Origin of the sequence: Enterocloster bolteae (assembly GCF_002234575.2) — a bacterium.
Classification (GTDB): Bacteria; Bacillota; Clostridia; order Lachnospirales; family Lachnospiraceae; genus Enterocloster; species Enterocloster bolteae.
Genome location: NZ_CP022464.2, coordinates 5,766,030 through 5,791,724, shown reverse-complemented (window position 1 = coordinate 5,791,724; position 25,695 = coordinate 5,766,030). Strand labels below are relative to the sequence as shown.

At 46.7% G+C, this 25,695-nt stretch carries 27 protein-coding genes and 1 other annotated feature; of the genes, 19 read left to right on the top strand and 8 right to left on the bottom strand.

The genetic code is table 11. From position 1 onward, the window contains the following. Positions 1-2: 2 nt before the first annotated feature. A complete protein-coding gene (locus CGC65_RS26885; protein ID WP_002566660.1) occupies positions 3-203 on the top strand; it encodes a transposon-transfer assisting family protein in 201 nt (66 codons plus the stop codon). Positions 204-250: 47 nt separating this feature from the next. Here CGC65_RS26885 and CGC65_RS26880 read toward each other — a convergent pair whose 3' ends face one another. From CGC65_RS26880 to CGC65_RS26865, 4 genes are all read right to left on the bottom strand, one after another. Next, on the bottom strand, positions 251-1,417 hold the full coding sequence (locus tag CGC65_RS26880) for a protein kinase family protein (RefSeq protein ID WP_002566659.1): 1,167 nt from the start codon (positions 1,415-1,417) through the stop codon (positions 251-253). 221 nt (positions 1,418-1,638) lie between these two features. Next, positions 1,639-2,010 carry a cysteine-rich VLP domain-containing protein gene (locus tag CGC65_RS26875; protein WP_002566658.1) on the bottom strand — a complete coding sequence of 124 codons (372 nt, stop codon included), beginning with the start codon at positions 2,008-2,010 and terminating at the stop codon, positions 1,639-1,641. Then, positions 2,007-3,341: a relaxase/mobilization nuclease domain-containing protein gene (locus CGC65_RS26870; protein ID WP_002566657.1), complete on the bottom strand. Its 1,335-nt coding sequence runs from the start codon at positions 3,339-3,341 to the stop codon at positions 2,007-2,009. The genes CGC65_RS26875 and CGC65_RS26870 overlap by 4 nt, the downstream gene beginning before the upstream one ends. Next, on the bottom strand, positions 3,302-3,631 hold the full coding sequence (locus tag CGC65_RS26865; RefSeq protein WP_002566656.1) for a plasmid mobilization protein: 330 nt from the start codon (positions 3,629-3,631) through the stop codon (positions 3,302-3,304). The genes CGC65_RS26870 and CGC65_RS26865 overlap by 40 nt, the downstream gene beginning before the upstream one ends. Positions 3,632-4,008: 377 nt before the next feature. Here CGC65_RS26865 and CGC65_RS26860 point away from each other — a divergent pair, with 377 nt between their 5' ends. From CGC65_RS26860 to CGC65_RS26805, 9 genes are all read left to right on the top strand, one after another. Beyond that, positions 4,009-4,845, top strand: coding sequence for a tyrosine-type recombinase/integrase (locus tag CGC65_RS26860; RefSeq protein ID WP_002566655.1), 837 nt, complete (start codon positions 4,009-4,011; stop codon positions 4,843-4,845). Positions 4,846-5,181: 336 nt separating this feature from the next. Further along, on the top strand, positions 5,182-5,466 hold the full coding sequence (locus tag CGC65_RS26855) for a hypothetical protein (protein ID WP_018595755.1): 285 nt from the start codon (positions 5,182-5,184) through the stop codon (positions 5,464-5,466). A 28-nt stretch (positions 5,467-5,494) separates the two neighbouring features. Further along, a complete protein-coding gene (locus CGC65_RS26850; RefSeq protein ID WP_002566654.1) occupies positions 5,495-6,682 on the top strand; it encodes a nucleotide sugar dehydrogenase in 1,188 nt (395 codons plus the stop codon). Positions 6,683-6,703: 21 nt separating this feature from the next. Next, a complete protein-coding gene (locus CGC65_RS26845; RefSeq protein ID WP_002566653.1) occupies positions 6,704-7,996 on the top strand; it encodes a glycosyltransferase family 2 protein in 1,293 nt (430 codons plus the stop codon). Further along, positions 7,974-9,011 (top strand): glycosyl hydrolase, encoded by a 1,038-nt coding sequence (locus CGC65_RS26840; protein ID WP_002566652.1) that lies wholly within the window; start codon positions 7,974-7,976, stop codon positions 9,009-9,011. Before CGC65_RS26845 ends, CGC65_RS26840 begins: the two co-directional genes overlap by 23 nt. Before the next feature lie 588 nt (positions 9,012-9,599). Then, positions 9,600-10,043 (top strand): RNA polymerase sigma factor, encoded by a 444-nt coding sequence (locus CGC65_RS26830; protein WP_002566650.1) that lies wholly within the window; start codon positions 9,600-9,602, stop codon positions 10,041-10,043. Beyond that, the gene (locus CGC65_RS26825; protein ID WP_002566649.1) at positions 10,040-10,279 is read left to right on the top strand and encodes a helix-turn-helix domain-containing protein; all 240 of its coding nucleotides are present in this window, start codon (positions 10,040-10,042) and stop codon (positions 10,277-10,279) included. Before CGC65_RS26830 ends, CGC65_RS26825 begins: the two co-directional genes overlap by 4 nt. A 429-nt stretch (positions 10,280-10,708) precedes the next feature. Then, positions 10,709-10,912 carry an excisionase gene (locus CGC65_RS26810; protein ID WP_002566648.1) on the top strand — a complete coding sequence of 68 codons (204 nt, stop codon included), beginning with the start codon at positions 10,709-10,711 and terminating at the stop codon, positions 10,910-10,912. Between the two features lie 79 nt (positions 10,913-10,991). Then, positions 10,992-12,269 (top strand): site-specific integrase, encoded by a 1,278-nt coding sequence (locus CGC65_RS26805; protein WP_002566647.1) that lies wholly within the window; start codon positions 10,992-10,994, stop codon positions 12,267-12,269. Positions 12,270-12,380: 111 nt separating this feature from the next. Here the strand turns inward: CGC65_RS26805 and CGC65_RS26800 are convergent, their stop codons facing one another. The 4 genes from CGC65_RS26800 to CGC65_RS26785 all read right to left on the bottom strand — a co-directional run bounded on the left by CGC65_RS26800 (position 12,381) and on the right by CGC65_RS26785 (position 17,309). Further along, positions 12,381-13,160: a tyrosine-type recombinase/integrase gene (locus CGC65_RS26800; RefSeq protein WP_002566646.1), complete on the bottom strand. Its 780-nt coding sequence runs from the start codon at positions 13,158-13,160 to the stop codon at positions 12,381-12,383. 22 nt (positions 13,161-13,182) lie between these two features. Beyond that, the gene (locus tag CGC65_RS26795) at positions 13,183-14,052 is read right to left on the bottom strand and encodes a tyrosine-type recombinase/integrase (RefSeq protein WP_002566645.1); all 870 of its coding nucleotides are present in this window, start codon (positions 14,050-14,052) and stop codon (positions 13,183-13,185) included. Between the two features lie 254 nt (positions 14,053-14,306). Next, positions 14,307-15,275 (bottom strand): hypothetical protein, encoded by a 969-nt coding sequence (locus CGC65_RS26790; protein ID WP_002566644.1) that lies wholly within the window; start codon positions 15,273-15,275, stop codon positions 14,307-14,309. Positions 15,276-15,407: 132 nt separating this feature from the next. Further along, entirely contained in the window at positions 15,408-17,309 is a 1,902-nt protein-coding gene (locus CGC65_RS26785; RefSeq protein WP_048928848.1) for a PspC-like choline-binding domain-containing protein, read from the bottom strand. A gap of 599 nt (positions 17,310-17,908) precedes the next feature. On the opposite strand from CGC65_RS26785, the gene mreB reads away from it, so the two are divergent. The 9 genes from mreB to rplJ all read left to right on the top strand — a co-directional run bounded on the left by mreB (position 17,909) and on the right by rplJ (position 25,670). Next, a complete protein-coding gene (mreB, locus tag CGC65_RS26780; RefSeq protein ID WP_002566632.1) occupies positions 17,909-18,952 on the top strand; it encodes a rod shape-determining protein in 1,044 nt (347 codons plus the stop codon). An 84-nt stretch (positions 18,953-19,036) separates the two neighbouring features. Beyond that, positions 19,037-21,328 carry an SF1B family DNA helicase RecD2 gene (gene recD2, locus CGC65_RS26775; RefSeq protein ID WP_002566633.1) on the top strand — a complete coding sequence of 764 codons (2,292 nt, stop codon included), beginning with the start codon at positions 19,037-19,039 and terminating at the stop codon, positions 21,326-21,328. Continuing rightward, positions 21,303-22,076, top strand: coding sequence for a ComF family protein (locus CGC65_RS26770; RefSeq protein ID WP_002566634.1), 774 nt, complete (start codon positions 21,303-21,305; stop codon positions 22,074-22,076). Before recD2 ends, CGC65_RS26770 begins: the two co-directional genes overlap by 26 nt. A gap of 224 nt (positions 22,077-22,300) precedes the next feature. Continuing rightward, on the top strand, positions 22,301-22,450 hold the full coding sequence (gene rpmG, locus CGC65_RS26765) for a 50S ribosomal protein L33 (protein WP_007038517.1): 150 nt from the start codon (positions 22,301-22,303) through the stop codon (positions 22,448-22,450). 26 nt (positions 22,451-22,476) lie between these two features. Further along, complete coding sequence (gene secE, locus CGC65_RS26760) at positions 22,477-22,737, top strand: preprotein translocase subunit SecE (RefSeq protein WP_002566635.1); 261 nt, start codon at positions 22,477-22,479, stop codon at positions 22,735-22,737. A gap of 56 nt (positions 22,738-22,793) precedes the next feature. Beyond that, the gene (gene nusG, locus CGC65_RS26755) at positions 22,794-23,312 is read left to right on the top strand and encodes a transcription termination/antitermination protein NusG (protein WP_002566636.1); all 519 of its coding nucleotides are present in this window, start codon (positions 22,794-22,796) and stop codon (positions 23,310-23,312) included. Positions 23,313-23,409: 97 nt separating this feature from the next. Then, complete coding sequence (rplK, locus tag CGC65_RS26750; RefSeq protein WP_002566637.1) at positions 23,410-23,835, top strand: 50S ribosomal protein L11; 426 nt, start codon at positions 23,410-23,412, stop codon at positions 23,833-23,835. 159 nt (positions 23,836-23,994) lie between these two features. Next, positions 23,995-24,690, top strand: a complete 696-nt coding sequence (gene rplA / locus CGC65_RS26745) for a 50S ribosomal protein L1 (RefSeq protein WP_002566638.1) — start codon at positions 23,995-23,997, stop codon at positions 24,688-24,690. 146 nt (positions 24,691-24,836) lie between these two features. Beyond that, positions 24,837-24,984, top strand: a sequence feature (ribosomal protein L10 leader region). 185 nt (positions 24,985-25,169) lie between these two features. Next, on the top strand, positions 25,170-25,670 hold the full coding sequence (gene rplJ, locus CGC65_RS26740) for a 50S ribosomal protein L10 (RefSeq protein WP_002566639.1): 501 nt from the start codon (positions 25,170-25,172) through the stop codon (positions 25,668-25,670). Positions 25,671-25,695 lie beyond the last annotated feature (25 nt).

Sequence of the window (25,695 nt, the reverse complement as noted above, 5' to 3'; positions counted from 1 at the left end):
GAATGTATTTCACCGTGGAAGAAGAAAACCTGCTCTGTCTGTATCATAATGCCAAACGCCGCAGGACAGCAGCAAATCTCCGGACAGTTCTGCCGGATATGGACAAGGAAATGGCTACGCTGGCCTGCCAGACCGCCGATAAGCTGGACGCCATGAGCGACGCCGACTTTGCGGCGCAGCGGTTCCACTTCACAGACGAGTAAGCAAAACGCCGGGCGCGAGGGCTATATGGCCCTTGCGTCCGGCATTTTTATATGGTCTTAAACGCTGAAATCATATCGCGAATATTTTGAAATCTTTTGGTTTTATCCGGGTTCAATCCTCTCTCAACAAAATTTCGTAAATTCTGATTCGTAATTTTTTCAGTATTAGTTTTACCTGTCATTACAAAATAAATAACTCTGGTGAGAGCATAAGTTTCGTGAACTATGCCATAAGTGTTAAACCCCTCGACAACCAGTGCAGGATCATTAAAATAACCCTTGAACTCCGTATTAACCGTTGTTAGCGTACTATCAGGAATTTTTACAAGTCCAAAATCTGAAAGTTTAACTACAAGGGTATCGTCGTACTCTTTTATCAAAATATTTTTAGGGCTTATATCACGATGCAGATGTCCTTTTGAATGAAGATAATCAAAAGCGCGTAATATTTGTTGGGCAATTCCTTTTCGCTGTATAATTGTTAAGGTGGAGTTATGAGCAGCGATATATCCGTCCAGTGTATAATCCATATATTCCATAATATACTCATTTTTATCTGGATTGTAGCAGTAAACTTCAAGTATGTATGGAGAAGATAGATCATTCATTACATCAAATTCTCTTTTGAAACGGGCCATTTCTTTATCTGTAAGTTCCTTTTTTGCACGCTTTAAAATAAAAGGCCGATTATAAAAAGTGTCCTTATATTTATAAACATTAGCATAAGAACCGCTTCCGATCAGCTTCAAATCAAATGTAAAATCTTGTTGCTTATGTGAAATGGTTATGCTACTAAGAGGTAAAAAAATAGGAAGTGTATAATATAATTCGACCTTTGCCATATTGGGCGGTAATGAACTGCCTCCACTTGAACTAAGGAAATCTCGACAGCGTGTAAGTAACTCTAAATAGTATGGGTCTATTTGAAAGGCTAAAGGCGTTGCTTTTAGTGAACTTACTAAGCTGAATATAATTTCGATTCTCTTAATTAAATCTCTGCTCGGTTCTGCCCAAAAGTGTGCTTCATGTTCCCCAGTTGGTAGCCTTTCGTTCATTGTTCTAAAAAGTCCAACCAGATCATGATGTAAGGTCATAAGTATTTCCCGAAGTTTTTGATTTCTAAATGATTTATATAAATCGGAGTATTCCACATTTATTTGACTACATGATAATAATTCTCTGTACTGTGATTCAATATAGTTTTCAATATTCATACAAGTTCCACCGTTTCCCGCTTTGTTTTACTGTATTATATCATGCAATTACATAATCGGCAATTATCCAAAACGCCGGGCGCGGGGCTGTATTGCCTCTGCGTCCGGCATTTCTTGTTTGTCCATTTTCCCGCATTTAGAACCCCGTTTTGCGGGGAACAGGATAACTTTATCCATCTGCCTGCTGTCCATGCGGAAAAGCCCTTGATTTCCGTGTATTTTTACCGTCCTAAATGCGTAGACAGGAGGTATCTTTTCCGCTGGCGTTCCGCCTCTTTCTTTCGGCGTACCTGCACCGCACAATCCGGGCAGTATTTGGCCCGGTTGGAGTTGGGCGTAAAGGCCGCCCCGCAGACGGTGCAGCGTTTGATATCATCCCGGCCTTTGGTGATTTCGGCGCACAGGGCCGCGTCCAGCGGCAGGACGGCCACCTTGAACCACCGGCACAGCAGCGAATAGGAAATACTCTGCACACAGACACATTCCTCCCCATCGTCCAGCAGGAGGCAGTTTCCGTTACAGTAGTTGCAGCACTCATGGGTGAGCCTGCGGGCCTTGCGGTATTGGGGGTAACTCATTCTCGGTATATTCATCGTTCCTGCGTAAGCTCCTTTCCCGGCGCTGTCCGCAAAATGCTGTCCACATTCTGTTTGACAATGCCGTATTCTTTCAATTTTTGTTTCGCTTCGCTGTATTGTGCGGACAGCCGTTCCCGTTCTGCGTCCAGCTTTTTATACTCGGTTTTGAGGGCGTACAGGTTGGGGAGCTTTGTGATCCCAGCCTCTTTGAGCGCCTTTGCCGCCGCCTCATACAATATCAGTTGGCTTTCATGCTGCCGCTGGAACGCGGCCTTGTCTTTGACATTTCGCAGTTCCAGCACCACAGGCCGGAGCTGCTTGTAGGCGGAGAGGTTTTTTATCAGCAGCGCCATATCCCCAAGGCGGCGTTCTGCGTCTTTCAGGGCGGAGGCCGCCGCGTCGCCCACCGCGCTGATCTCGGCCAGCCTGCTTTCCAAGCCCTCGTAGCTGTCAATCTGGTGTTCCGTGATGAAGTTTAAGGAGTTGGCGGCCTGTTTCAAGTTGTGCAGCTTCGCCCACCGCGCATAGCCCGCCGACTGCTGGGCCTTGATACTGTCCTCCAAGGCGATCCGCAGGGAGATTTCCCCGGCGCTTCTTCTGCGCGGCCCTCGGTCGATGGCAATGCCCTTGATTCGCTGGGTGATCCGTTCCTCGGTGTAATCCTCCCCCAAGGTCTTGCAGCGGGTGAAGCGTTCCTGTCCGGGGGCGCGGAATGAAATAAACTTGCCCTGTTTGACTTCATAGCCCTGCGCCTCCATGAGCTGCAAAAAGCTGTCAAAATCTTTGGACTGCGGGATGGCCGCGTCGATAGCAATTTTTAGTTTTGCTTTCCAGCTCTTGCCCTTTTTCTGTGCGTCCCACTCGGCATAGGTCTTGCCCTTGTCCTTGCCGGGCTTTACCACAGACAGGCCGTGTTCCTTGCACAGCCGGTCGCTGGTGCGCCGGATAAAGGCGTAGCTCTGACGGTTGGAAATGTACTTGCGCTGGTTCGCCATATCCACGGCGCAGATAATGATGTGGTTATGCAGGTGGCCCTTGTCAATGTGGGTGGTAATCACATAGGGGTATTTGCCTTGCAGCACTTCATCGGCAAGCTGCCGCCCGATCTCGTGGGCCTGCTCCGCCGTGGTTTCCCCCGGTTCAAAGGCTTGTATCAGGTGATGTGCCAGATTGTTTCCCTTTTGGTACGCCTGATCCAGCAGCATTTGAAATTCTATATCCGCCGTTTCATAGGAACAGCCATAGGAAGAAACGAACAGCTTTTCATCGGTCTTGTCCGGGTTCTCGATGTAGTCCAGCGCCTTTTTCAGCGTTGACTTGATAGGATGGATCTTTGTAACTGCCATATCTGTGCCAGCGCCCCCTTGATGTCCTCCAAGTCCTGCGCGTACACAGTCCCGGTACTGTTGATACGCCTTGCAATCTGGTTGATGTTGACGCCGATTTTTTGCAGCTCTGCGGTCTGCGCCCGGACGGGGCCGGTGTCGATATGGACGATATAGCCGTCGATCAACATTTTCCGGGCGTAGGCAGAAAAGTTCTTTGTGCCAAGCTGGGCCATCTTCTGTTGGATCAGCGCCCGTTCCTCCGGCGTCACTGGGACGCGCAGCACAAATTTCCGTTTTCGGTTTGCCATTGGTTCACCTCCGTTCATTCAGGGGTTTGGGGACTTCCCCAAGATACAAACGGGAAGCCGTTTGCCGGGAGTGTGGCTACACTCCCTATGCTTGCTGTTTTTCTTTTCCTCCACTCCTAATACTCTGAGAAGCCATCAAACTACCCGCAAAATAGCGCTTTGGAAAGAAAAATTTGCAAAAAAATAAGAGGCCCTTGGCCTCCATACAACAAATGATAAACAAATGCCGAATCCGTTTGACGCGTTCGCTTGACGGTCCGTGTCTACAGCACATCGTTAAACTTACCCGTTCTTTTGTTTTACCTTTGCAGAGAATACGGTATAAAAGATTCTGTCATACTACTTTCATACTATCAATTTAGAAGAGGTAAAACACGATGAAACAAAATTACAATGAAATCTTGCGGGAGTACCGCATCTACTTGACCGAACATGAAAAATCTCACGCAACCATACAAAAGTATGTTCGTGAGTTGGTTTGGTTTCTTTCATTTTTACAGGGGGAAGAACCTACAAAAGCAAAGGTGCTGGAATATCGAGAGCAACTGCAACAGAGCCACCAAGCCCGCACCGTAAATGCCAAGCTGTCCGCCATTCATTCCTATCTGGACTACCTGGGGCTGGCGGCCTGCAAGGTGAGGTTTTTGAAAATCCAGCATACGGTATTTGTGGATGACAGCCGAGATTTGACCGAAGCGGAATACCACCGCTTGTTAGACGCTGCCAAAAGGAAAAAGGACAGCCGCCTGTATCATGTGATGCTTGCCATTTGCACCACCGGAATCCGGGTCAGTGAGCTTTCCTTTCTGACTGTGGAGGCATTGCACAAAGGAAAAGCGGAAATCCGCATGAAAGGCAAAATCCGCACCATTCTCTTGACAAAAGAGCTGTGCCGGAAATTGAACGCCTATGCCAAAGAAAAAGGCATCCGAACGGGGTATCTGTTCTGCACCCGTACCGGAAAGCCCTTAGATCGAAGCAATATCTGTCATGATATGAAAAAGCTGTGCCGGGCGGCGCGGGTAAATCCTGAAAAGGTCTTTCCCCACAATTTGCGGCACTTGTTTGCAAAATGCTATTATGCCATCAAAAAGAATCTGGCATATCTTGCGGATATTTTAGGACACGCCTCCGTGGACACCACGCGTATCTATGTAGCTATGGGCACACGGGAACATGAGCGAACCTTACAGCGGATGCATCTGATCTCATAGCACCACGGAATAATGATTCTGTGGTTCCATGGCCCCCTTGCTCAGTTACAAGTAGAACTGATTAGCTCTATTATAAGTGTATCAGAGCAGATTTTCAACCATTTATTACATATAGAACAGCAAAATAAATACGAAAAATAGACCTGCACCGCGAAATATGTGCGCAGGTCTGCTTTTTATGCCTGTCAGAACGCCCTTAGTTGATTAAAATAATAATTTTCTTCCTAGAAGCAGTAACGATTACCCCAGAATCATTATTCTGCGGTAATTGAATCGTTCAGAAAAGGAAAGTTTGTGGTTAGGATATTCCCTTTGAAATGGCAGGAGGTGAATAAAGTGGAAGAAAGATGGTCGGTAGAATTGTTGGAGTGCTTGGCCCAGAAGGCCGGATGTGGGTATCTGTCGGATTTGCGGTATCTCAGCCCATGGGAGCAATTCCATCTGTCCAGGGAGCTTTTACATGTTCCTTCGGAAGCCTTTTCGCTAAAAACGTGGAATGACGCCTTGGCTTATCTGACGGGTCTTTCCCAGCAAGCGGATGCATCCGCCGCGAAAGAAACGTTGATGAAGCATCTATCGGAACACTGCAGCGGTTTGCAACGTCATCCGAGCCGAGAATGAATTTGAATAGAAAGGTGGTTAGAATGCTATGCAAATTACTGTTGTAGGCGCAGGTTATGTGGGGTTATCTCTTGCCACTCTGTTAGGCCAAAAGCATGAAGTAATAGTGCTTGATATTGATGAAGAAAAGGTTGCGAAAGTTAATTCCCGTATTTCTCCCGTTCAGGACGTATATCTCGAAAAGTTTTTTGCCGAAAGAAAACTAAATTTGACAGCCACTGTAGATACGGCAATAGCATATAAAGACGCCGAGTATGTAATTATTACAACACCTACTAATTATGAGGATGAAACCAATAGCTTTGATACTCATGCGGTTGATTCCACCATAGAAATTTGTATGGCAAATAATGATCATTGCATTATGATCATCAAAAGTACGGTTCCTGTTGGGTATACAAGGAGTGTGCGAAAAAAATATAACACCAGCCACATTCTATTTTCCCCTGAATTTTTAAGAGAAACGAAAGCCCTATACGACAATTTGTACCCTTCCAGAATTGTTGTTGGTACAGATATTGCAGACCCTGCTATGGTTATCCATGCACAGGTTTTTTCAACCATCTTGCAAGAGTGCGCAAATAAAGAAGATATTCCCGTCTTGATTATAGGGCTTGATGAAGCAGAAGCCGCTAAACTTTTCGCTAATACTTATTTAGCCATGCGTGTTGCGTTCTTTAACGAATTGGATACCTTTGCAGAAATGAATGGGTTAAGTACAAAGAACATCATAGATGCAATTTGTCATGATCCTCGAATTGGTAAGCATTATAACAATCCATCTTTTGGCTATGGCGGATATTGCCTCCCGAAAGATACAAAGCAGTTGAAATCAAGTTTTCATGATATTCCTGAAAATTTGATTACCGCTGTGTGTCAGGCAAACCACACCAAAAAAGGCCATGTCATAAAGGGAATTCTGAATAAACATCCTGGCACAGTTGGTATTTACCGCTTAACGGCAAAGTCTAATTCTGACAATTTCCGTTCAAGTGCTGTTTGGGGTGTTATGGAGGGGCTTTCCAAAGAAAAACAAGAAATTGTAATATATGAACCCTTATTAGGCGATGCCGCAGAGTTTATGGGTTATAAGGTTGTACATTCTTTTGCGGAGTTTAAGCGTTCATGTGATGTTATTGTTGCTAATAGAGTTTCCAGTGAACTCTCGGAAGTTATGTATAAGGTTTATACAAGAGACATCTTTGGAAGAGATTGACCCGGCGAGGCGGTGATTGTAATGTACACATTTTTCTTGATGGTCGAGGATTATATCAAAACTCATAACCTTCACCTCTTTATGTTTTTCTTCGCATTCATTTTCATTCGATGGGGAATAGTATTTTTCCATGCTATTCGATATAAGCCATATGATTATGAAGATAAAGAAATAAATTATTTTACATCGGTGCTGCTCCCAGTCGTTGACGAACCATTAGATCTATTTTATAGTGTTCTGATGAAAATAGCACGCCAGAATCCGTCTGAGATTATAGTTGTCATTAATGGGCCAAAAAACGAGGGGCTTGAAAACCTGTGTGTAGATTTCAACAGGAATTTACCAATTTGCTTTACTCCTGTTCAGCATTATTATACACCTGTTGCCGGTAAGAGAAATGGGATCCGTGTGGCAATGGAGCACATTAATCCGAATTCCGATATAACAGTGCTTGTGGATAGTGATACGGTATGGACAGAGGATACTTTGTCCGAGTTGCTGAAGCCTTTTGCTTGTGATCAAAAAATTGGCGGTGTTACAACCAGACAGAAAATACTTGATCCTGACCGCAAACTCGTAACCATGTTTGCAAATTTGCTTGAAGAGATCAGAGCTGAAGGAACGATGAAAGCAATGAGCGTTACAGGCAAAGTGGGCTGCCTTCCCGGCAGGACAATTGCTTTCCGTACTCAGATTTTGATAGATGTGATGTATGACTTTATGAATGAGACATTCATGGGATTTCACAAAGAAGTATCCGATGACAGAAGCCTCACAAACCTGACGCTCCGAAAGGGGTACAAAACAGTTATGCAAGACACCTCAGTAATTTATACAGATGCGCCCACCGAATGGAAAAAATTTATCAGGCAGCAGTTAAGATGGTCGGAAGGTTCACAGTATAACAATCTGAGAATGACTCCTTGGATGTTAAAAAACGCCAAGCTGATGTGCTTTATTTACTGGTCAGATATGATTAGTCCGATGATGCTGGTTAGCGTTTATGCCAATACTATAATTTGCAAGGTGTTAAATATACTTGGCTGCGCGATTCCAACATTGGCATATACCGCTCCATGGTGGCAGATCATTCTCTTTATTCTTCTTGGTTGTATCATTAGTTTTGGTTCACGAAATATTAAGGTTATGAGAAGTGTGAAGTGGTATTATACATTACTGCTTCCAGTATTCATCCTTGTTTTAACTGTTGTCATGGTTCCTATCCGATTGCTAGGCCTTATGCTCTGCTCTGACGATATGGAATGGGGCACCCGGAAATTGGAGGAGGACAATGATAAAGTGGAAGTTCCTTAATTGCATTTGTATATTCGCGGCTGCTATATTTATATTATGGGTTGGTTGCAACGAACAGCCTGTCGATACCGAGAAGGCCGATGGCTCTGACAGCATTGCGTCTATTGAGGCTCCGAGTAATAGTCAAGCTACACTGGAAGAACCAACTACGGAATCTATTGTAACAGAATCCTCAGTTGTCGAGTCTGAATATTATCCTATTACAGAGGGACAAAGATATTTGGGCGTTTATGTTCAAGGCCCCGAAGAGACTGATGTTTTAGCTGACAGCATCAATACTTTAGCTTGGTTTGATCGTTTTGATCAGACAAGTGATTACAAGATTTCTTTATGTTTAGACGACAATAAATATATAGCGTTTATCACTTTGCAGCCTACCGACTGGGACTTAAAATTGGTTTCTGACGGGTATTATGATGATTTAATTATTGAATATTTTAAGAAACTCTCTTCGGATAACAGAGCCAATACAGAACTTTTTGTTCGATTAGCGCATGAAATGGAAATGAGGCCCTCTTACAAATCTGGTTGGTACAGTTGGCAAACAGATGATGCTCACGCATATGTAAACGCTTGGGTTCACATTGTGAACTTGGGTAGGGAATATGCTCCCAATGTTAAGTGGGTATGGTCTCCCAACAGGGCAGACGAATACACAACGAAATATTATCCAGGTGATGAGTATGTTGATTATGTCGGATTGACATTGAATAACACATTGGATTCCCGTGAGAGTTTTCAGCAATTCTATGAAAATGAAGGTCAAAGAGACTATTTGGAAGCATATAATAAGCCAATTATTTTTGGAGAGATCGCGGAGCATAGCACCAGTGATGAAGTTCGCAATGAATACATACAATCTGTTTTTGATTATCTTGGAACCTACGATAAATGCATCGGTTTTATTTTCTTAAATCAAGATATAGAAAGTGCAAGACAATACAAGTTTACAGATTGCGAATTGATATTAGATACATTTATTGAGAATGCGAGGGATTACATTTGTGCGAAATAAGAAGTTTACAAAGTATCAGATCATGACGAGAGTTGGAACGATTATCAGCATTTTACTGTTTGTTGTCCTTGGATTTTGTATCGAAGTTATTTTCTAAAAAAATGGAGAAAGTGAAAGATGGAACATCAAACCAAAGGAACGTTGCGCAATCAGGCCGTCATTACATCAGCCGGATCGCCCCGAGCAACCACACCGCGGTTCGTAAGGTATTGGATGGGAGCAATTCCCCCTAACGCTGATCCCATTGGCGGTTTCAGGAGGGAGCCGTCATGTGTAGAACGGGATATCGACCAACGGAAATGGGAGTAACACCGTTAAAAAAAACATCCCCCGGCCCGTGGGAAATGTGGCCGGAACCATGAATTTGCGTATGCAATAAAATATCATACTATTTTTTTGTTCGCCCGGAGGGTTTATGCCCTTCCGGGCGAATTTTGTTATTTCCTTCGGCCCGCTCTATCGGTCAAACACTTTTTCAAAATTTTTTTAAAAAAGTGGTGTTTGGCGGGTAGCTGGAGGCCTTTCAACAGTAACTTTGGCGGAAAGGGAGAAAACCACCGAAATCCCCCACAGAAAGGGGGTGAAAAGATGGAAACGATCCCCCGCAATGATTTTATCCTGCGGCACCGCTATGATGCTTTCTGCAAAGCGGTACTCCGCAATGAGGCTAAAAGCTACTGGTCGGAGATGGCGCATCGCCGCGAACGTGAAAAGTCGCTGGATGCTCTGACACAAGAGGAAATGGACAAGCTCTCAGTCGTGGATGATTACCCCAGCGACAGCTACGTTTTTTCGTCGTATGGGTATGACCTGCTGATCGACAACGAGCTTGTAGCCGAGGCGTTCGCCAGCCTGCCGGAACAGGAACAAAGCATTTTGATTTTGCACTGTGTTCTGGATTTGGCAGACGGAGAAATCGGCAGCCTCATGGGAATGTCCCGCAGCGCCGTACAGCGTCACAGGACAAGGACCCTGAAACAGTTGCGTATGAAATTGATGGCGTTCATGCCAGAGGGAGGTAAACGCGGATGAAGGAACCTACATTCAACGGCAGAGAGCTTCTTCCCCTTTCGGTGATGGAAGCTGCCCACGCTGGGGATGCAATGGCTATGGAGCAAGTGCTGCGGTACTATGAGGACTACATAAACAAGCTCTGCATCCGCACCTTGTATGACAGCAACGGCATCCCCTATGTGTGCGTGGACGAGTATATGAAGCACCGTTTGGAAATCAAGCTCATTCATTCCATCATCGTTGCCTTGAAGTAACGACCCGGCCACGGTAACGGAAATGTCTTATTACTCTCTTTCCGCATTTCCGCCGGCTCGGTGGCTGATGTATGTACCTTGACAAATACGCCCGCAGGACAATGGCGGCGCGTCATAGGGCATACGGACACATTCTGTCTACACCGAGCCGGACGGCGGGTGCGCCATGATGCTGGTTTCTACGAAAACAGCGGAGCGACAACCACCCAGCCGCAAAATAAGCGTAGCTGCTTATGGGCGATGACGTGCAGGCAGGACAATGATACTCCCTTACAGCCACAGTCCGAGCGTTAAAAGCGTCACAGGCAATGGGTAGGGCCGTGTGAGAACCACACGGGGGTGAAAAGCCCGTGGAGCTGGGCCGCCAGCCGTCCGTGTTTTGCCCACATTTACAAGGAACCTTTGCTTTGAACAGAAGGAGGCCATATTATGAGTAATAACGATGTGCCTATTTGGGAAAAGTATACGCTTACCATTGAGGAAGCGTCGAAATATTTTCGCATTGGAGAAAACAAACTGCGTCGGCTTGCCGAGGAAAACCCATCCGCTGGCTGGGTGATTTTGAACGGCAACCGCATCCAGATCAAACGGCAAAAATTTGAAAAAATCATTGATTCTCTTGACACAATCTAGTGAAAAAGAGCCTTGACTATGCTATAATACTCTTAAAGCGTGTCAAGGCTCTTTCCGTCATGGAAAGGAGCATGACGAAATGTCAAAAAAAGAACGAGATGAAAAAAGGCGGGACAGCAAAGGCCGCCTTTTGAAATCTGGAGAGAGCCAGCGAACAGACGGAAGATACGCCTACAAATATACGGATACCTTTGGAGAACCGAAGTTTGTGTACTCATGGAAGTTAGTCCCTACGGACAAAATCCCTGCCGGAAAACGCCCGGATATTTCTCTGCGTGAGAAAATCAAGCAGATACAAAAAGACCTTGACGATGGGATTGACACCATCGGTAAGAAAATGACCGTGTGCCAGCTATATGAAAAGTATATCCGGCAGCGGGGCAATGTGAAACGGGGAACCCATAAGAGCCGCCAGCAGTTAATGAAACTTCTGTCCGAGGATAAAATCGGAGGGGCCAGCATCGACAGCGTGAAGCTGTCTGACGCCAAAGAATGGGCCTTGCGTATGCAGGAAAAGGGCGTGGCCTATCATACCATCTGCAACGGCAAGCGTTCCCTGAAAGCCATTTTTCACATGGCCGTACAGGACGATTGCCTCCGCAAGAATCCCTTTGACTTCCAGATCAATGAGGTTATCAACGACGATACCGTACCAAAGGTGCCGCTTACCCCTGCACAGGAAAAGGAGCTTTTGGGCTTCATGCAGAGTGACCCCGTTTATGCCAAGTATTATGACGAGGTATTGATTCTGCTGGAAACCGGACTTCGCGTTTCCGAACTCTGCGGCCTGACGCCTGCCGACCTGAATTTTGACAAGCGGTTTGTGAATGTAGACCACCAGCTTTTGAGAAGCACCGAGGACGGCTACTACATCGAAGCGCCAAAGACAGACAGCGGTTATCGCCAGGTGCCTATGAGCGCAGCGGCCTACAAAGCATTTCAGCGTGTGTTGCACAGGCGAAAGGACGGCAAAGGCGTTGTGGTGGACGGGTATAAGGGATTCCTGTTCTTAAATCGGGACGGACTGCCGAAAGCGGCTGTCAACTATGATTCCATGTTTCAGGGCCTTGCCAAGAAGTTCAACAAGTTCCATGCGGAACCGCTGCCGGAGGTCATGACGCCACACACCATGCGGCATACATTCTGTACCAGAATGGCAAATGCGGGCATGAACCCCAAGGCATTGCAGTACATTATGGGGCATTCCAATATCGTTATGACGCTGAACTATTACGCCCACGCCACGTTCCATTCCGCACAGGAGGAAATGGAACGGCTGCAAGCCAAGTCACAGACCGCCGCCGCAGTCAACGCGCAGCCTGCGTCAGAGAGCGCCCAGGAATCCAAGGCCGCATAAGATACGCAGAATGTACTACTGTTTGTACTACGTTTGAGAACGAAAACATGAGGGGTAATAAGAATGTTTGTGAGGTTCTTCCGATAGGAAAAATGCCGGAAAAGCCCGAAGTTAAGGGCTATACCGGCATATAAGAACATCTAACGAGATAATTGGAAATCTATTAAATGATTCAAGAAAATTTTTAGCAAATCTGTGGCGGAAGGAGTGAGGGTATACTGTTTCAGGCGGAATGTTACAGCGTATGGCCAGTGTCTTGAGCTGGCTGCTGATTCCGCGGGCAGTAATTTGGTTTCCTCCGCGGTTGACAAACAAAAAACCGGAAACCTGGCCCTTTGCAGACAGCCATTCCAGGGCTTCCTGACACAAAGCATCAGGAAAATGCAGACGGCGGACTTTACCACCCTTTGTATAGAGATCAATATAGCCCAGATGCAGATGCTCCGCTTTAATCTGAATCAATTCACTGACCCTGGCTCCTGTACAGGCCAGGAACCGCACAACAAAATACCACAGCATATTTCCGCTGTCCTTAAGTCTTTTCTTAAATGTTTCATAGTCTTCCTGGGAAATGATATTGTCCAGGAAGGCTGCCTGCTGGGTACGGATAACAGTCAGCCGGAAGTGGATCATTTGGCTGCCGTAAATCTCTTCAAGGAAGTCCAGATAACGGTTGATTCCGTATATCCGGTTATTCACTGTGGATGCTTTGTAGTGCCTGATAAGATAGTCCTTAAAGCAGAGCAGATGATTGACTGCCAGGTCATTGTACAGGGAATGATAAAGTCTGTAGGCAGCCAGGCAGCTGCGAATCGTATTAGGAGAGGACTGGGCTTTTTTCAGATAGGCATGAAAGGCCGGTCCATTTATTTCCTGCATATTTGTTTTCATGCTGAGCACACCTTTCATTCCATTACCAGTCTACAATCTGATTTACAATAAGTGACTGTTCCGTACTGCTCCGCCTCAGATAGATGCGGGTAGTCTCGATACTGGTATGCCCCAGGAGATTGGACAGGAAAGCAATATCTCCGCCATTTTCTATAAAATTTTTAGCGAAACGATGCCGGAAAGAATGGGGATATACTACTTTGGGGTCAAGGTGATACCGGTATGCAAATGTTTTTAACTGAGAGCGGATGCCAGAGACAGAAATGCCCCGTTTGAGGTGACTCAGAAACAGAGGCCCGTTTTTTCTGAATTCAGATTCCAGCCATCGGAGTGTATCCTCCTGCAGAGCAGTGGGGATATAAACGCGTCTCATCTTATTTCCCTTTGAATAGATGTCTTTATATCCGTTTATGACATCTTGTATTTGAAAAGAGATCAATTCACTGACACGGACCCCGGTAGCAGTGATGAACCGTATGATAAAATAGAAGGTATATTGTTCATCCTCGCGGAGTCTGCGCTTCAGGTATTCGTAATCGGCCTGGCTTATGATGTAGTCCGTATATTTTTTCTGCTGAAGCCGGAGGGCGCGTATTCTGTAATCACTGATGCCCTGGAATTTTAAGAAACAGTTCAGAGCGCGGATGCGCATGTTGACTGTCTGGGGCTGATAATGGTCTAAGAGGTATACTTTGTATAGGCTGACATTATTGGAATTAAGCTGTCCAAAGTATGTAAAAAAGTGCCTTACGCTATAGATATAGGCAGTGATTGTGTTAGGGGACATGTTATGCTGGATTAGATATTTGTGAAATGCATTGAGATAATGAGGGGTATTTTCATCCAGAAGTTCAGCATGTTCCAAGAAATTCGGGGACTCCATGGGTTCCATTATAAGTTTGCTCCTTTCATTTTTTAACAAATATATTAGCTCAGGATTCCTCAAAAATAAATATACAGTTTCATTTATTTGTCTATTGATGAACAAATTTCGATAGATTATTCATAAAAACCAGACGATAAACACAAAAGTATAGACAAATAGAAGGAAAATGTCTAACTTCCGGATAAAATGATAAGCGGCAGAGGAGTACCAAAATGGTACCCCGGTTGCCGCTTATCAGTGCCGCAGTAGAAAAGGCAGGATTATTCTTCAGTATGAGCAGCTGTGTCCACTCCTGGACCGGGATTTTCGCCGTTTATGACAGCAGAGGCGGGCTGGCCATCCCATACACCGCTGGCATCCACATAATAGCCGTCAGGAGTAGTGGTATCCGCCAGCATGACAGCCGCCATGTCAAAATAGTACCACTTTCCATCCGTGTCCTGAATCCATTGATTGGCTGCATAATATCCGTTTTTCCTCACATATTTCCAGCTTGCGCCGTCCTGGAGCCAGCCGGGTATGTAACCTGTTTTCTCGCCCTTTGCATTTACATAATAGCCGTCGGGGGTAATGGTGTCGGCCAGCATGATGCCCTGTTCGTTCATGTAGTATTGTTTGTCATCCAGTTTAAGCCATGTGTTTGAGACATAGGTATTATCTGATTTCCGGTAGCGCCATAAACCGTTTTCCTCTTCCCATCCGGCTGTGGTGGTGCCGTCATAGGCACCGGCGTCAGAACCGTCCACATTGATTAAATATTTCCGTACTTCGGCCGGCAGGTCCCTGGAATTAATATTCCGCGGCAGGCTGACTACATCAATGTATCGTTCCTTGGTGGGGAGTATATTATTATTTGTAACAAGCGTGATGCGAAGTGTGGGCTGGCTTCCTTCCGGAAGGATGGCCCAGTTTTCAGGGATACCCCAGATACCATCTATATTAACTAACTGGGGAACCTCGCCCCATGGACGCGGAACCGTATAGTCAAAGGTATAAGGGTAATCATATCCTCTGTTTAAGATGACATCACTTTCACTTATAGTATTTCCGCCTACTAATATGGCAAAATAATGACCGTCGCCGCAGTCCACGGGCCTCCATTCAAAAAGAAAAGCCCCGCAGTTCTCCATAGTTGTGGTTGATGTCTCTGTCTGGTCTGCAAAGGCAGCAGTGGAAGAAGAGAGGCCTAACATCAGGGCCATTCCCAATATTGCAATTTTTTTAAACAAAATAGAGTCCTCCTGTTGTCATTATGAATTTGGATAATAAAAGAAAGCGTTATGACAATCAACTAAATCAGTCATAACGCTTCCCCCTTATATTACTAATTAATCTGCAGCATCAGCTTACCGCAGTTTGGATTAATCCTCTACATAGATACCGGCGATCTTACCGCTGCCGGTCAGAGCGTAGTAGTAATCACTGCCGTCTTTATGTCTGCCCTTGCTGTCAAGTACCTTACCGGATGTATTTACCAGGAAGTAATCCTTGGTATTCAGCTCAGATGCCTTAAAGTTGCTATTTTCGTCCTTGGTACCGAAGATGTAAACCTCTCTCAGGTCTTCCAAATCCTTATTAATGTTTGCTGCCTTCAGAATAGAATCAGCCTTACCTGAGTAAGCAGATGAATTAAGGTCGTCAATGGTTAAGATTTCAATACCTGCATCTTTAGTTACGGACAATAATTCATCAACATCATCCAGCATATTGTAAACTTCAGTGGTAGTGCTGTCTTTAGTGGTAACTACCTCAAGCTCGCTGTTTATGGTTCCATCTGTTTTCTTCACTAACTGTCTCTGGACAACAGAGTACTTATCATCACTGTCAGCCTTCAGCAGCTTGCCTGACTGATAGAACTTATCATCCTTCTCGCCTGTTAAGCCGGCACCCTTCTTGCCGCCGGATTTCTCAAAGTAGAAGTTGAAGTTTTCTCCATCAATCTCAACTGTGCTCTTATTAGTCCTCATGGCACCGTCATCGCCGTCGCCGAAGTAGTAGCAGTAGTATCCGGCAGCCTCATAGAGAGGAGCATTATCATCAAAGTCGTCCTCGGAGTCAAATCTGTAAGGATCATCGTCATCAGCCCATACAGTCAGGCTCTGGGCATCCTTGTCTTCATAGATGAACTTCAGTCCGTCAATCATACGGCCGTCATTGCGGAACGCATACTTCTTGCCTTTGATGGTCTTGAACTCACCGGCGTACAGATTGCCGCTGCCGTCTGCGTAGTACCAGTAGTCCTCATCATCATTGTATTTCTCGTCGTTCAGATATTCAGCAGGAACTACCTTGAACCAGCCCTTGCTTACGCGGGCGCCGTCGTCAACGCTGTTGAAGTATTTCCATGCCTCGCTGTACTTGGCATTAAAGGCCTTACCGGTTATGATATTGGAAGCGCTGGCTGTTCCGGCATTAACGTCGCCGGATTCTACAGCATCAGAGTAGGAGGCAAGGCTCTTGCCAGGCAGATCTTCCTCGTCCAGAGACCACTCAGCTACCATTGCGCCGTATTCGTCAAAGGCATATTTCTTGCCGTTGATGGTCTTATCCTTTGTGCGGTCTCCGTCTTCAGCATAAATTTTCTTACCATTGGACTTGAAGTAGAACCAACGTGTCTGGTCCTCATCATCATTAAACACAGGAGCGGTATACTTATAATCGTCGTTGGTGGCCTCATCATAGGTAACATCGAGCTGTAACCAGCCAACGGTCATTGCGCCGTCATCTTCGCCGCCGAAATAGTAGGTGCCTTCTTTAAAGCCGTCGCCGTCCGTATCGTCAACGCGCTCAGCGCTGTCTTCATCTACCCAGCCGAACAGCATCCTGCCTTCATCGTCAAAAGCATACTTTTTGCCGTTGACTGTTTTCAGGGAAACCTTGTCATTATCGCCCTGAGTCAATGCCTTGCCGTTGGCCTGGAAATAATACCAGTAATGATCCGGTTCATCGTCCTGTCCTGCATCCTCGTTGTCGATAGCTACCCACTGGTTAGCTGCCATAACACCGTTGATGTCTACATAATAATAGTTGTCGCCGTCTTCAATCAGCTGATCGATAGCCATTTCGCCGTCGCTGTCTAACCAGTACCAGTTGTTACCGGATTTCTTCCACTGATCAGTTGCTCTCTCGCCGTCTCTGTTGTAATATACCCAAGTACCGTCTTCCTCAGCCCATCCTGTAGCTGCGAAAGAAGTCATGGATGCACCAATAGCGAGCAGTGCTGCTGTTGATAATACAGCAACTAACTTTGTCTGCTTTCTCATAATTAATGCACTCTCCTTTTTCTTTTTGAAATACTTTTTGAAATTCCTTTTTTGCATTACGAGTTGATTATACTTCGGATAAGGAAAAGTATAGACGGTCTTTGACCATGGACACATACGGCAAAAAAGAACCGGCATCCGCAAATACGGTGCCGGTTCTTTTTCTGCTTTTTTCTGCATGGCTTATCGCCTGCGTGGGAATGGTAGGTATATAAAAAAAGAAAATGTTATAGGGGGGCCGGACGGATTACTCCGTCCGGTATGAGTATGAAAAAGCTTTGTGATTTCAAGTAATCACTTGAAACAAAGGCCTCGTCCACCTCTCGGTGAACTTGTTATTATAATAAGCAATAATTGTGACGAAAATATGTCCTTGGCATGAAAAAAACATAAAGAAAATAAAAAAGAAAAAAACCCTTTGAAAACTTTACAATATTGTATATAATAGAAGCAATGCATAGAAGTAATGCAATGCAACCATTTATATTTTAAGCGATTGATGCGGTCTGTTCCGGCGTTTGGTCCCCACAGGGGACAAGCATGGAGGCCACCAGTGTGTGCTTCCGGTCCGGCTCAGTTAGCGAGGAGGAACTATCTATATGTTTTCGATGATGTCCAATGATATTGGAATTGACTTAGGAACTGCCAGTATCCTTGTATATATCAAGGGTAAAGGCGTTGTGTTAAAAGAACCGTCCGTTGTGGCCATTGACCGCGATACCAACAAAATCATGGCCATCGGTGAGGAAGCCCGTCTTATGATTGGACGTACCCCGGGCAACATTGTTGCTGTCCGTCCTCTGCGCCAGGGCGTTATTTCAGATTATACCATTACAGAGAAGATGCTTAAATATTTCATCAGCAAGGCAGTGGGCAAGAAAACACTGCGCAAGCCCAGAATCAGCGTATGTATCCCCAGCGGAGCCACTGAGGTTGAGAAAAAGGCAGTGGAGGACGCCACCTACCAGGCAGGCGCCAGGGAAGTGGCTATTATCGAAGAGCCGGTTGCTGCGGCCATTGGCGCCGGTATTGATATCGGAAAGGCCTGCGGTAATATGATTGTGGATATCGGAGGCGGTACAGCCGACATTGCGGTCATTTCCCTGGGGGGCCCGGTTGTCAGCACATCCATCAAGATTGCAGGCGATGACTTTGACGAGGCACTGGTGCGCTATATGAGGAAGAAGCACAACCTTCTGATTGGCGAGCGCACGGCTGAGGAGATAAAGATTAACATCGGAGCAGCATACCGCAGGCCGGAAGTCCTGACCATGGAAGTCAGAGGACGCAACCTGGTGACTGGTCTTCCAAAGACCATCGTGGTTACCTCAGACGAGACGCTGGAGGCACTCAGGGAGCCTGCTCTGCAGATTGTGGATGCTGTCCACAATGTATTGGAGCGCACCCCGCCGGAGCTGGCAGCCGATATTTTTGACAGAGGCATCGTGATGACAGGAGGAGGTTCCCTGCTCAGCGGCCTGGATGCCCTGATTGAGGAAAAGACGGGCATTACGACCATGATTGCAGAGGACCCACTGACTGCAGTGGCCATCGGTACCGGCAAGTTTATAGAGTTTGCCCATGGCATGAACATGGCTATGGAGGCATCCATGGGAGTAGGCGGCGGAAGAGAAGATTACTAAAAATCAGAACCCGGCACAGCGTGATGGACTGGAGTATTCCGGACATGCCCTGGCACCGGGTTCTTTTAACCTTTTGATGAAACGATGGCGACAATAACAGGATTTATAGAGCGGATTAAGTTCCGCAACGAAGAAAACGGCTATACAGTAATGAGCGTCACGGATCAGAGCGACGGGGAAGAAGTCATCATGGTAGGCAATCTGGCTTATGCGGCAGAAGGCGACATGATAGAAGCCAGCGGCCATATGACCCAGCACCCGGTGTATGGAGAGCAGCTTCAGATAGAAAGCTATGAGATGAAAACACCCCAGGATGAACTGTCCATGGAACGCTATCTTGGCTCCGGTGCCATCAAAGGCATCGGGGCCGCTTTGGCTGCCCGAATCGTGCGCCATTTCAAGGCAGACACCTTCCGGATCATGGAGGAGGAGCCGGAGCGCCTGTCCGAGGTAAAGGGTGTCAGTGAGAAAATGGCCATGGCCATAGCTGAGCAGGTGGAGGACAAAAAGGATATGCGCCAGGCCATGATGTTCCTTCAGAATTACGGCATTACCATGAACCTGGCGGCCAAGATATACCAGGAGTACGGTCCCACGTTATACGGGATTATCCGGGAAAATCCCTACCGTCTGGCAGATGATATTCCGGGGGTGGGCTTTAAGATGGCTGACGAGATAGCGGAGCGGGTGGGAATCTTTACGGATTCCGATTACCGCATTAAGGCCGGTATTCTGTACACCCTTCTCCAGGCTACTGCCAACGGCCATACCTATCTTCCCCAGACCGAACTGTTTGCCCAGGCATCTGAGCTTTTAAAGGTAGAGCCGTCTGCCATGGAGAAGCATCTGATGGATATGCAGATAGACCGCAAGGTGGTGGTAAAGCCGTCTGCCCAGGGCCCACTGGTCTACTCCTCCCATTACTATTATCTGGAGCTCAATGCAGCCCGTATGCTGCATGACCTGAACATTAAGGGAGACATTCCACAGGTCGAAATCAAGGCCAATCTCCTAAAGATACAGCAGCAGGAGTCCATACACCTGGATGAACTGCAGGAAAAGGCAGTATACGAAGCCGTAAACAGCGGACTGTTAGTTATCACCGGAGGCCCCGGTACCGGTAAGACAACCACCATCAATACAATCATCCGGTACTTTGAGATGGAGGGGATGGAAATACTTCTGGCAGCGCCCACGGGCCGGGCGGCCAAGCGGATGACGGAGGCAACAGGATATGAGGCCAGGACCATCCACCGCATGCTGGAACTGGTCCCGGTGGGAATGCCCGGCAATGACGCCCCTGTGATCCCCGGCGCGCCAAGGTCTGGAAAGGGAGCCCAGAGCATGGGAATGCATTTTGACAGAAATGAAGAAAATCCTCTGGATGCCGATGTCATCATTATAGATGAAATGTCCATGGTGGACATCAGCCTTATGCATTCCCTGCTGCGGGCAGTAAACGTGGGCACCCGGCTTATCCTGGTGGGGGATGTGGACCAGCTCCCCAGCGTGGGTCCGGGGAATGTACTGCGGGATATTATCGAGTCCGGCAGCTTTAATGTGGTAAAGCTGACCCACATCTTCCGCCAGGCCGCCCAAAGCGATATAGTAGTCAATGCCCACAAAATCAATGCCGGAGAGCCGGTTGACCTGGCAAAACGCAGCCAGGATTTCCTCTTTATCCGAAGGGACAATCCGGATGCGGTCATAAGCGCGGCCATCACCCTGATCCAGAAGAAGCTGCCAGACTATGTACACGCCAATGCCTTTGATATCCAGGTCATGACGCCCATGCGAAAAGGCGCCCTGGGCGTGGAGCGTTTGAACCAGATCATGCAGAACTACCTGAATCCGCCGGATAAGTCCAAGAAGGAAAAAGAGTCAGGCGGAACCATTTACCGGGTAGGTGATAAAGTCATGCAGATAAAGAACAACTACCAGATGGAGTGGGAGGTCCGCAACAAGTACGGCATACCTGTGGACAAGGGAGCAGGAATCTTTAACGGCGACGTTGGAATCATCCGGGAGATCAATGATTTTGCGGAACTGCTCACCGTTGAATTCGATGAGGGCAAGATGATAGAGTACAGCTTCAAGCAGCTGGAGGAGCTGGAATTGGCCTATGCCATCACCATCCACAAGTCCCAGGGAAGCGAATACCCGGCAGTCATCATCCCCATGTACAATGGTCCCCGCATGCTTATGACCCGCAATCTCATATACACGGCCGTGACCCGCGCCCGCTCATGCGTGTGTCTGGTGGGACAGCCGGACGCATTTTACACCATGGCGTCAAACTGTGTGGAGCAGAAACGGTATTCCGGGCTTAAAAGCAGAATCGGGGAGATATATGCGCAGCCGGATTCCATTGGCTGAGAAGGTACAGGAGAAAAAGCTGATGAAGATAATTCCACAAGGCATTGATTTTATGACAGATATTCTGTTTCCGCGCCGCTGTCCTGTATGCGGCGGTATTGTCCTGCCCAAAGGAGACCTCATATGTCCGGGCTGCATGACAAAGCTGTCATGGGTACGCCGCCCTGTCTGCAAGAAGTGCGGAAAGGAAGTTCTGGATGAGACTATTGAATACTGCTATGACTGTACCAGACATAAGCGCAGCTTTGATTATGGACTGAGCCTTATCAATTACGATGACACAGCCAGCCGTTCCATGGCCCGGATTAAGTATAATAATAGAAGGGAATATCTGGATTTCTACAGCGAGGCCATGGTCAGGAAAATGGGAAAACGCATCCGCTTCATGGACGGAGATGCCCTTATCCCTGTGCCGGTCCATCCGTCCCGGCGCCGGGAAAGAGGATTTAACCAGGCAGAGGAATTAGCCCGGCGCCTTTCCGGTCCCCTGGGAATTCCGGTAAATACTTCTATTCTGAAACGAACACGAAAGACAGCTCCCCAGAAATCCCTGGACTCCGGCGGCCGGTTAAAGAACCTGGAGCAGGCTTTCACGGCATCTGTCCTGCCCTCCGGTATGAAAAATATTATATTGGTGGACGATATCTATACCACGGGCAGTACCATTGAAGCGTGTACACGGGCTCTCAGAAAGGCCGGGGCAGAGCATGTATATTTTGTAACCGTATTCATTGGCCATGGACAATGATGATTTTATGATATATGGGGTGTACGGCAGGATTTCAAACCAGCAGACGGAACCAACATACCCCGGTCTACACCCCATAAATCCACAAAAATCCCTTGACGTACGGACATTTCTATGGTATAGTAAACGGGCGAATGGAAGAGCTTAGGTCTTTTTTTTATGCTCAAAATTAAGTACCTGAGCGGCAAATGTTAACTACGATAATATAAGTGGAGGTGGAAGTCGTGCGCACAAAGATTACACTGGCATGTACAGAATGCAAACAACGCAATTACAACATGACTAAGGACAAGAAAACTCATCCGGACCGTATGGAAACAAAGAAGTACTGCAGATTCTGCAAGAAGCATACCATGCATAAGGAAACAAAGTAATCCTGCTCAGTAAAGGACGTGAAATTATGGAAGAGAATACAGTTAACGCTGTAGAAACCACAGAGAAAACGGCCAAGGCTGACAAGGTTGAGAAGAAGGCAGCTAAGAAGGACAAAAAGCCTAGCTTTTTTCACGGGCTGAAGAAAGAGTACAAGAAAATCGTCTTTGCTGACAAGGAAACCGTGGCAAAACAGACTGTGGCAGTGCTTTTCATGTCGATTGCGATTGGCGTGATGATTGCTGTCCTGGACTTCGTTATGAAGTTTGGTTTGAGCTTTATTCTTTAATTTAAGCAGACAAAAAGCAAACGAAAACGGATTGAAACAAAGGCGAGGGTGATTGTATGTCAGAAGCACATTGGTATGTAGTCCATACCTACTCAGGATATGAGAACAAAGTCAAGGTCGACATTGAGAAAACAATTGAAAACAGGAACCTTCAGGACCAGATCTTAGAGGTGTCCGTTCCTATGCTCCCTGTGGTTGAACTTAAAAACGGTGTGGAGAAAAAGGCGGACAAGAAGATGTTCCCGGGGTATGTACTCATCAACATGGTCATGAACGATGATACATGGTATGTAGTGCGGAATACCCGCGGTGTCACGGGCTTTGTAGGTCCGGGCTCCAAACCGGTTCCTCTGACAGAAGAAGAGATGGCCAGCCTGGGATTCCATAGAGAAGAAGATGTCTTAGTCGACTTTGAAGTAGGAGATATGGTAGTTGTTATCTCCGGTGCATGGAAGGATACTGTGGGGGCCATCAAGGCCATCAACGACAGTAAAAAGACCATTACCATGCACGTTGAGATGTTCGGCCGTGAAACACCGGTTGAACTTGGATTTGCCGAAGTCAAGAAGATGTAGGCGTCCGTTTGTAACACAAGGAATCAGCTTCTGCAGGGCAGGGGCTGGTGGGAGGGACATTCCCGACAATACCACATAATTTTAGGAGGTGCCTAAGATGGCAAAGAAAGTAACAGGATATATTAAATTACAGATTCCAGCTGGCAAAGCAACACCAGCACCACCAGTTGGACCAGCACTTGGTCAGCACGGTGTCAACATCGTTCAGTTTACCAAGGAATTCAACGCAAGGACAGCAGATCAGGGCGACATGATCATCCCTGTTGTCATTACCGTATATGCGGACAGAAGCTTCAGCTTCATCACCAAAACCCCGCCTGCAGCTGTTCTGATTAAGAAGGCCTGCAACATCAAGAGCGGTTCCGGTGTTCCTAACAAGACAAAGGTAGCTGTTCTTAAGAAGGCTGATCTTCAGAAGATTGCAGAGACTAAGATGCCAGACTTAAATGCTGCCAGCTTAGAGGCTGCCATGAGCATGGTTGCCGGCACTGCAAGAAGCATGGGCGTTACCATCGAGGAATAATTCCAAAGAATCATATCTGGGAATTATACCAAGGAATAATACAATTGGTGCATGAATCCGGAGACACCCGAGCAAGGTTTCCGGGTTGCTAAGGCATTTACCCGTTATATGAACGTGGGAGGGAGATTCCCCGTCAATACCACTAGGAGGTTATTTAGAATGAAATCAGGAAAAAGATATGCAGAGGCTATGAAAAACGTAGACCGTGCTGCACTTTATGACATTGCTGATGCTATCACATTAGTGAAGAAGAATGCATCCGCAAAATTTGATGAGACTGTAGAGCTTCATATCAGAACAGGATGTGACGGACGTCATGCTGACCAGCAGATTCGTGGCGCTGTTGTTCTTCCTCACGGAACAGGCAAGACTGTACGTATCTTAGTATTTGCAAAGGGACCAAAGGCCGATGAGGCTCAGGCAGCAGGTGCTGATTACGTAGGAGCAGAGGAACTGATCCCGAGGATTCAGAACGACGGCTGGCTGGATTTCGACGTTGTGGTAGCTACCCCTGATATGATGGGCGTTGTAGGCCGTCTGGGCCGTGTACTGGGACCCAAGGGCTTAATGCCAAACCCAAAGGCCGGAACCGTAACCATGGATGTTACCAAGGCTATCAACGACATCAAAGCTGGTAAGATTGAATACAGACTCGACAAGACAAACATTATTCACGTGCCAGTAGGAAAAGCTTCTTTTACAGAGGAGCAGTTAGCGGACAACTTCCAGACGCTTATTGATGCGATCATGAAGGCTAAGCCAAGCACCGTTAAGGGCGCATACCTTAAGAGCGTTGCCCTGACCTCTACCATGGGTCCTGGCGTTAAGCTGAACGTTGCAAAGCTTGTAAACTAATTGATTGCTATAATATAGTGCTATAAGCACAAATCCCCATTCACCAGAAGGTTTAGAGCCTTGATTTGAAGTTTTAAATCGAATGTTTTATTCTTGAGGTTTTAATTCTGAGTGGGGCTTGACATCATTCATACAATATGATATGATACCACAGTATTGAATGCCCTGAGACAGCAGGTACCGTAAGGTGTAAGGCGAAAACGCCTGCCGAGGAACATACAAAACTCTGATTATTTATGATGAGATTTTGCGAACCTCTCTGTCTTTACGGCGGAGAGGTTTTTTGTCCGGTCTTTGCAGCTGTTGTACCCGGTATATCTGCCGCTGTTGGCATATCCGCATACCCGGCACGTCCGGTATGTCCGGTGCGCCCAACATGCGTCGCCTGCCCGGTACAGTAGTGTGCAGTCCCGGATTATGAATCGTTCCCGTGCTATGACGGTTTTCAATGCGAAAATATATAAGGAGGTAAACCATTCATGGCAAAAGTTGAATTAAAACAGCCAGTCGTAGATGAGATCAAGGCTATGCTGGAAGGCGCTGCCGGTGCAGTCATTGTTGACTACCGCGGTCTGACAGTAGAGCAGGACACTCAGCTGCGTAAGCAGTTAAGGGAAGCTGGGGTTGCTTACAAGGTATACAAGAATACTTTGATTAAGCGTGCAGCAGAAGGAACAGATTTTGCAGCACTTGCACCACAGCTGGAAGGACCTACCGCATTAGCAGTTTCCAAAGAAGACGCTACTGCTCCGGCACGTATCTTAGCTAATTTCGCTAAGACAGCTCCAAAGCTGGAACTGAAGGCATCTGTAGTTGAAGGAACCTACTATGACCAGGCAGGAACCCAGGTTATCGCAACCATTCCTTCCAGAGAGGAACTTCTTGGCAAGCTGCTTGGAAGCATCCAGTCACCAATCACCAACCTGGCACGCGTACTCAATCAGATCGCAGAGCAGCAGGGTGGAGCCGCAGAGGCATAATTTTGTTGACAGAAAAAGGCTTATC

Excerpts from the sequence above, each read along its gene's own strand:
- CGC65_RS26885 (WP_002566660.1), top strand. The coding sequence starts at position 3 with ATGTATTTCACCGTGGAAGAAGAAAACCTGCTCTGTCTGTATCATAAT.
- CGC65_RS26880 (WP_002566659.1), bottom strand. The coding sequence starts at position 1,417 with ATGAATATTGAAAACTATATTGAATCACAGTACAGAGAATTATTATCA.
- CGC65_RS26875 (WP_002566658.1), bottom strand. The coding sequence starts at position 2,010 with ATGAATATACCGAGAATGAGTTACCCCCAATACCGCAAGGCCCGCAGG.
- CGC65_RS26870 (WP_002566657.1), bottom strand. The coding sequence starts at position 3,341 with ATGGCAGTTACAAAGATCCATCCTATCAAGTCAACGCTGAAAAAGGCG.
- CGC65_RS26865 (WP_002566656.1), bottom strand. The coding sequence starts at position 3,631 with ATGGCAAACCGAAAACGGAAATTTGTGCTGCGCGTCCCAGTGACGCCG.
- CGC65_RS26860 (WP_002566655.1), top strand. The coding sequence starts at position 4,009 with ATGAAACAAAATTACAATGAAATCTTGCGGGAGTACCGCATCTACTTG.
- CGC65_RS26850 (WP_002566654.1), top strand. The coding sequence starts at position 5,495 with ATGCAAATTACTGTTGTAGGCGCAGGTTATGTGGGGTTATCTCTTGCC.
- CGC65_RS26845 (WP_002566653.1), top strand. The coding sequence starts at position 6,704 with ATGTACACATTTTTCTTGATGGTCGAGGATTATATCAAAACTCATAAC.
- CGC65_RS26840 (WP_002566652.1), top strand. The coding sequence starts at position 7,974 with ATGATAAAGTGGAAGTTCCTTAATTGCATTTGTATATTCGCGGCTGCT.
- CGC65_RS26830 (WP_002566650.1), top strand. The coding sequence starts at position 9,600 with ATGGAAACGATCCCCCGCAATGATTTTATCCTGCGGCACCGCTATGAT.
- CGC65_RS26825 (WP_002566649.1), top strand. The coding sequence starts at position 10,040 with ATGAAGGAACCTACATTCAACGGCAGAGAGCTTCTTCCCCTTTCGGTG.
- CGC65_RS26810 (WP_002566648.1), top strand. The coding sequence starts at position 10,709 with ATGAGTAATAACGATGTGCCTATTTGGGAAAAGTATACGCTTACCATT.
- CGC65_RS26805 (WP_002566647.1), top strand. The coding sequence starts at position 10,992 with ATGTCAAAAAAAGAACGAGATGAAAAAAGGCGGGACAGCAAAGGCCGC.
- CGC65_RS26800 (WP_002566646.1), bottom strand. The coding sequence starts at position 13,160 with ATGAAAACAAATATGCAGGAAATAAATGGACCGGCCTTTCATGCCTAT.
- CGC65_RS26795 (WP_002566645.1), bottom strand. The coding sequence starts at position 14,052 with ATGGAACCCATGGAGTCCCCGAATTTCTTGGAACATGCTGAACTTCTG.
- CGC65_RS26785 (WP_048928848.1), bottom strand. The coding sequence starts at position 17,309 with ATGAGAAAGCAGACAAAGTTAGTTGCTGTATTATCAACAGCAGCACTG.
- mreB (WP_002566632.1), top strand. The coding sequence starts at position 17,909 with ATGTTTTCGATGATGTCCAATGATATTGGAATTGACTTAGGAACTGCC.
- recD2 (WP_002566633.1), top strand. The coding sequence starts at position 19,037 with ATGGCGACAATAACAGGATTTATAGAGCGGATTAAGTTCCGCAACGAA.
- CGC65_RS26770 (WP_002566634.1), top strand. The coding sequence starts at position 21,303 with ATGCGCAGCCGGATTCCATTGGCTGAGAAGGTACAGGAGAAAAAGCTG.
- secE (WP_002566635.1), top strand. The coding sequence starts at position 22,477 with ATGGAAGAGAATACAGTTAACGCTGTAGAAACCACAGAGAAAACGGCC.
- nusG (WP_002566636.1), top strand. The coding sequence starts at position 22,794 with ATGTCAGAAGCACATTGGTATGTAGTCCATACCTACTCAGGATATGAG.
- rplK (WP_002566637.1), top strand. The coding sequence starts at position 23,410 with ATGGCAAAGAAAGTAACAGGATATATTAAATTACAGATTCCAGCTGGC.
- rplA (WP_002566638.1), top strand. The coding sequence starts at position 23,995 with ATGAAATCAGGAAAAAGATATGCAGAGGCTATGAAAAACGTAGACCGT.
- rplJ (WP_002566639.1), top strand. The coding sequence starts at position 25,170 with ATGGCAAAAGTTGAATTAAAACAGCCAGTCGTAGATGAGATCAAGGCT.